Annotated in this window: 2 protein-coding genes; both read left to right on the forward strand. The window is 63.0% G+C overall.

All coding sequences use genetic code 11. The annotated features are described in order from the left end of the window. The first annotated feature begins 107 nt into the window (after nucleotides 1-107). On the forward strand, nucleotides 108-1,826 hold the full coding sequence (aceK, locus tag SOP85_RS26770; protein WP_323606771.1) for a bifunctional isocitrate dehydrogenase kinase/phosphatase: 1,719 nt from the start codon (nucleotides 108-110) through the stop codon (nucleotides 1,824-1,826). 169 nt (nucleotides 1,827-1,995) lie between these two features. Continuing rightward, entirely contained in the window at nucleotides 1,996-5,907 is a 3,912-nt protein-coding gene (gene hrpA / locus SOP85_RS26775; protein ID WP_323628783.1) for an ATP-dependent RNA helicase HrpA, read from the forward strand. Nucleotides 5,908-6,000 lie beyond the last annotated feature (93 nt).

Genomic DNA, 6,000 nt, shown 5'->3' on the forward strand with positions numbered 1-6,000 from the left:
ATGGCAACCGAAAAACCGGCAAATAACCCGGGCGCAAAATTACGCTTCTCCTGCACCCGCTTCACTGGCTAAGCTCAGGGCTCACGAATTCCCGCAGAGGTCTCACCATGCCGCAGCAATGGCCAGCCGCCGATATCGCCCGAATGATCCTCGATGGCTTTGACGATTACCGCGAGCATTTCCGGCAGATCACCGACGGTGCGCGGGCCCGCTTCGAGCAGGCCCAGTGGCAGGAGACGCAGGTCGCGTCGGCCGCGCGGATCAATCTCTACGAAGAAAAAGTCAGCGAAACCGTGGAACGGCTGCGCATCGCGTTCGACAGTGACACCCTGGACGTCAGTTGCTGGCCGCTGGTCAAGAGCGCCTACATCAGTCTGATCGACCTGCGTTTCGACGATGAATTGTCCGAGACCTGGTACAACTCGATTTTCTGCGGGCTGTTCAGCCATGACCTGATCAGCGACGGCTGCATGTTCATCCACACCACGCGGCCGAGCCTGCGCCGGGCCCGCGCCGCGCAAACCCGCACCTACAAACCCCAAGGCCAGCTGGCGGGCATGCTGGCGAGCATCTTTGCCGACTATCGCTTCAGCGAGGAATACGCCGACCTGCCCGGCGACCTGCGCCGCCTTGAAGCGCAACTGCGCGAGAACCTGCCGGACTGGGTGTGCAAGGACCCGGAGCTTGGCGTCGAACTGTTTTCCTCGGTGCTCTACCGCAACAAGGGCGCCTACCTGGTGGGGCGTATCTACACCGCCGATGAGCAATGGCCGCTGGCGATCCCGCTGCTGCACCTGGAGGGGCGCGGTATCCAGATCGACGCGCTGATCACCGACGAAGCGGACGTGTCGATCATCTTCTCGTTCACCCGTTCCTATTTCATGGTCGATGTGCCGGTGCCGGCGGAGTTCATCGGCTTCCTCAAGCGCATCCTGCCGGGCAAGCACATCGCCGAGCTGTACACCTCGATCGGTTTCTACAAGCATGGCAAGTCCGAGTTCTATCGGGCGTTGATCAACCACCTGGCCAACACCGACGACCAGTTCATCATGGCCCCCGGCGTGCGCGGCATGGTCATGAGCGTGTTCACCCTGCCGGGGTTCAACACCGTGTTCAAAATCATCAAGGACCGCTTCTCCCCGTCAAAAAACGTCGACCGCGCGACTGTGATCGAGAAGTACCGGCTGGTAAAAAGCGTCGACCGCGTCGGGCGCATGGCCGACACCCAGGAGTTCGCCGATTTCCGCTTCCCGCTGAGCAAGTTCGACCCGGCGTGCCTGGAAGAACTGCTGGACGTCGCGCCGTCCACGGTGTCGGTGGAAGGCGACACGGTGCTGATCCGCCACTGCTGGACCGAACGGCGCATGACGCCGCTGAACCTGTACCTGGAAAACGCCAACGACGCGCAGGTGCGCGAGGCCCTGGAGGATTACGGCCTGGCGATCAAGCAACTGGCGGCGGCGAACATCTTTCCCGGTGACATGCTGCTGAAGAACTTCGGCGTTACCCGTCACGGACGGGTGGTGTTCTACGACTATGACGAGATCTGCTTCCTGACCGAGGCCAACTTCCGCCACATCCCGCAACCGCGCACGCCGGAAGATGAAATGGCGTCCGAGCCGTGGTATTCGATCGGGCCGCTGGATGTGTTCCCCGAGGAATTCCCGCCGTTTTTGTTTGCCGATTCGGGGCAGCGCAAGTTGTTCGATCAGCTGCATGGCGAGTTGTACAACGCTGACTACTGGAAAAGCCTGCAGGAGGCGATTCGGGCAGGGAAGGTGATCGATGTGTTTCCGTATCGGCGTAAAGGCCACGATACCGAATAACCCCATCCCCCCTGTAGGAGCCGGCTTGCCGGCGAAGGCAATCCTGAGCCTTGCATCGCCAGTGCCGACGCCTTCGCCGGCAAGCCGGCTCCTACAAGGGATCTCGCTCGTCCTTCAAATCTGCGACAATCCCCGACCTGCGCCACTAGACGACTGAATTGCGTACCCGATGACCGACGAATCGCCCTCCATCGACAAACTGCTGAAAAACCTCGATCACGCCATGCTTGCCGACCGCCACCGGCTGCGGCGGCAGTTGCTTGAGCTGCGCAAGAAACCTGACGAGGCCAAGCTGGCCCAGTGGGTGGCGCGGATGCAGGCGTCCTGTGACCAGGTGCTGGCCCGGCGCGCCAGCCTGCCGGTGATTCGTTACGACGACAGCCTGCCGATCGCCGCCAAGCGCGACGAAATCAAGAAAGCGCTGGAAAAGCACCAGGTGCTGATCATCGCCGGCGAGACCGGCTCGGGTAAAACCACCCAGTTGCCGAAGATCTGCCTGGAAATCGGCCGCGGCCAACATGGCCTGATCGGCCACACCCAACCACGGCGAATCGCCGCACGTAGCGTGGCAGCCCGGGTTGCCGAAGAACTCGGCACGCCGTTGGGCGCGCTGGTCGGCTATCAGGTGCGCTTCGAGGATCAGAGCGATTCCAACACCCTGATCAAACTGATGACCGACGGCATCCTGCTGGCGGAAACCCAGAACGACCGCTATCTGGAACGCTACGACACCATCATCGTCGACGAAGCCCACGAACGCAGCCTCAACATCGACTTCCTGCTCGGTTACCTGAAAACCCTGCTGCCCCGTCGTCCGGACCTGAAAGTCATCATCACTTCGGCAACCATCGACCTGGAGCGTTTCTCCAAGCATTTCGACGATGCGCCCATTGTCGAAGTCTCCGGCCGTACCTTCCCGGTGGACACCTGGTATCGCCCGCTGACCCTGGAACAGGATGAGGAGGGCAACCGCGTCGAGGACGACCTGACGGTGGATCAGGCGATCCTCGCCACCCTCGACGAAATTGCCGCCTACGAGCGCAGCGAACGCCGCAGCCCTGGTGACGTGCTGGTGTTCCTGCCCGGCGAGCGCGAGATTCGCGACGCCGCCGACATGCTGCGCAAGGCCCAGCTCAAGCACACCGAGATCCTGCCGTTGTATGCGCGTCTGTCGCCGGCCGAGCAGCAGCGGATTTTCCAGTCGCACCCGGGCCGTCGCGTGGTGCTGGCGACCAACGTTGCGGAAACCTCGCTGACCGTGCCGGGCATCCGTTACGTGATCGACAGCGGCACCGCGCGCATCAGTCGCTACAGCTATCGCGCCAAGGTCCAGCGCCTGCCCATCGAAGCCATTTCCCAGGCCAGCGCCAACCAGCGTAAAGGCCGCTGCGGACGGGTCGAGCCGGGCATCTGCGTGCGCCTGTACAGCGAAGAAGATTTCCTCGGACGCCCGGAATTCACCGATCCGGAAATCCTGCGCACCAACCTCGCCGCCGTTATCTTGCAGATGCTGCACCTGCGCCTTGGCGAGGTCAGCGCATTCCCGTTCATCGAGCCGCCGGATGGCAAGGCGATCAGCGACGGCTACAACCTGCTGCAAGAGCTCTCGGCGGTGGACCGCAACAGTCAGTTGACCCCGCTCGGTCGGCAACTGGCGCGACTGCCGGTGGACCCGCGCATGGGCCGCATGTTGCTCGAAGCGGCCAAGCTCGGCAGCCTGCAGGAAGTGCTGATCGTCGCCAGCGCCATGTCGATCCAGGACCCGCGCGAACGTCCACCGGAGCGCCAGCAAGCCGCAGACCAGGCCCACGCGCAATGGAAAGATACCGACTCGGACTTCGCCGGGCTGGTCAACCTGTGGCGCGGGTTCGAAGAGCAGCGCCAGGCGCTGACCGCCAGCCCGCTGCGTAACTGGTGTCGCAAGAATTTCCTGAACTACCTGCGCTTGCGTGAATGGCGCGACTCCCATCGCCAGTTGAGCCTCATCTGCCGCGACATGCAGCTGAGCCTTAACAAAGAGCCGGCGGATTACCCGAAACTGCACAAGGCAGTGCTGGTGGGCTTGCTCAGCCAGATCGGCCAGAAAACCGAAGACGGCGATTACCTCGGCGCGCGGCAGCGGCGTTTCTGGATTCATCCGTCGTCGGGTATCGGCAAGAAACGCCCGCAGTGGCTGATGACCGCCGAACTGGTGGAAACCACCAAGCTGTATGCGCGGATGGTGGCCAAGATCGATGCCGACTGGATCGAGCCGCTGGCCGGGCACCTGATCAAGAAAAACCACTTCGAACCCCATTGGGAGAAGAAGCGTGGCCAGGTCGTGGCCTTCGAGCAGATCACCCTGTTCGGGCTGATCGTGGTCGGCCGCCGGCCGGTGCACTACGGCCCGATCGATCCGGTGGTGTCCCGTGAACTGTTCATCCGCGAAGCGCTGGTGCGTGGCGAAATCCAGTCGAAAGCCAAGTGCCTGACGGCCAACAAGCAGTTGCTGGAACAACTCGACGAACTGGAGGCCAAGGCCCGTCGCCGGGACATTCTCGCCGACGAAGAAACCCTCTACGCCTTCTACGACGCGCGGTTGCCGGCAGAGATCCACCAGACCGCGACGTTCGACAGCTGGTATCGGATCAACAGCCAGAAAGACCCGCAGCTGCTGATCATGCGCGAAGAGGACGTGCTGGCCCGCGAAGCCAGTGAAGTCACCGCCCAGCATTACCCGGACACGCTGCACATCGGCGACCTGGAATTGGCCCTGAGCTACCACTTCGAACCGAACCACCCGCGCGACGGCGTGACCCTGCGGGTACCGGCACCGCTGTTGCCGATGCTGCCGCCGGAACGCCTGGAATGGCTGGTGCCGGGGGTGATCGAAGCCAAGTGCATTGCCCTGGTGCGCAACCTGCCCAAGGCCTTGCGCAAGAATTTCGTGCCGGTGCCGGACTTCGTCAAGGCTGCGTTGCAGCGCATGACCTTCGCTGAAGGTTCATTACCCCAGGCCCTGGGTCGCGAGTTGCTGCGCATGACCGGCGCCCGGGTCAGCGATGAAGCCTGGAGCGAGGCCGCGCAGCAGGTCGAAAGCCATCTGCGGATGAACCTGGAAATCGTCGACGCCCAGGGCAAGTTCCTCGGCGAAGGGCGCGACCTGGCCGAACTGACCGCGCGTTTCGCCGAAGCCAGCCAGGCCGCCCTGGCCGTGCCGCAAACCGCGAAAAGCCAGCAGCCGGTCGAACCGAAAGTGTTTGCCGCCGTGGCCGAGAAAACCCAGCAGAAGATCGCCGGGCTGTCGATGACGGTCTATCCGGCGCTGGTGGAAGAGGCGGGGACGGTCAAGGAAGGACGTTTCTCGACCCCGGCCGAAGCCGAGTTCCAGCATCGCCGCGCCTTGCAGCGCCTGCTGATGCAGCAACTGGCGGAGCCGGCGAAGTTCCTGCGTGGCAAGTTGCCGGGCCTGACCGAGCTGGGCCTGCTGTATCGCGACATGGGGCGTGTCGATGCGTTGGTGGAAGACATTCTGTTGGCCAGCCTCGACAGCTGCATCCTCGACGGTGAAGACCCGCTGCCACGGGATGGCGCCGGATTGGCCGCGTTGGCCGAACGCAAGCGCGGGGCCTGGACCGAACATGCCGAACGCGTGGCCAGGCTGACCCTGGAAATCCTCAAGCACTGGCACGGCCTGCAAAAACGCTTCAAGGGCAAGATCGACCTGGCGCAAGCCGTGGCCCTGAACGACATCAAGCAGCAGCTCAGCCATCTGGTGTATCCGGGGTTTGTCCGGGAAACGCCGATGCAGTGGCTCAAGGAACTGCCGCGCTACCTCAAGGCCATCGAACAGCGTTTCGAAAAAATCGGCGCCCAGGTGCAACGGGATCGGGTCTGGAGCGGCGAGTTGTCCGGCCTCTGGACGCAATACCAGACCCGCGCCAACAAACACGCCCAGGAAGGCAAGCGCGACCCGCAGCTGGAGTTGTACCGCTGGTGGCTGGAGGAATACCGGGTTTCGCTGTTTGCCCAGCAGTTGGGAACCAAGGTGCCGATCTCCGACAAGCGCCTGAGCAAGCAGTGGAGTCAAGTCGAAGCCTGACCGGACCCTTGTAATTGGATGGACTCGCCCCAGCCGAGGCGTCAATGCGCCACGGTGGCAGTCTAAACAGCCAACGGCAGCGAGGGCGAGTCC

Origin of the sequence: Pseudomonas sp. YuFO20, from assembly GCF_035064975.1 — a bacterium.
GTDB lineage: Bacteria > Pseudomonadota > Gammaproteobacteria > Pseudomonadales > Pseudomonadaceae > Aquipseudomonas > Aquipseudomonas putida_AE.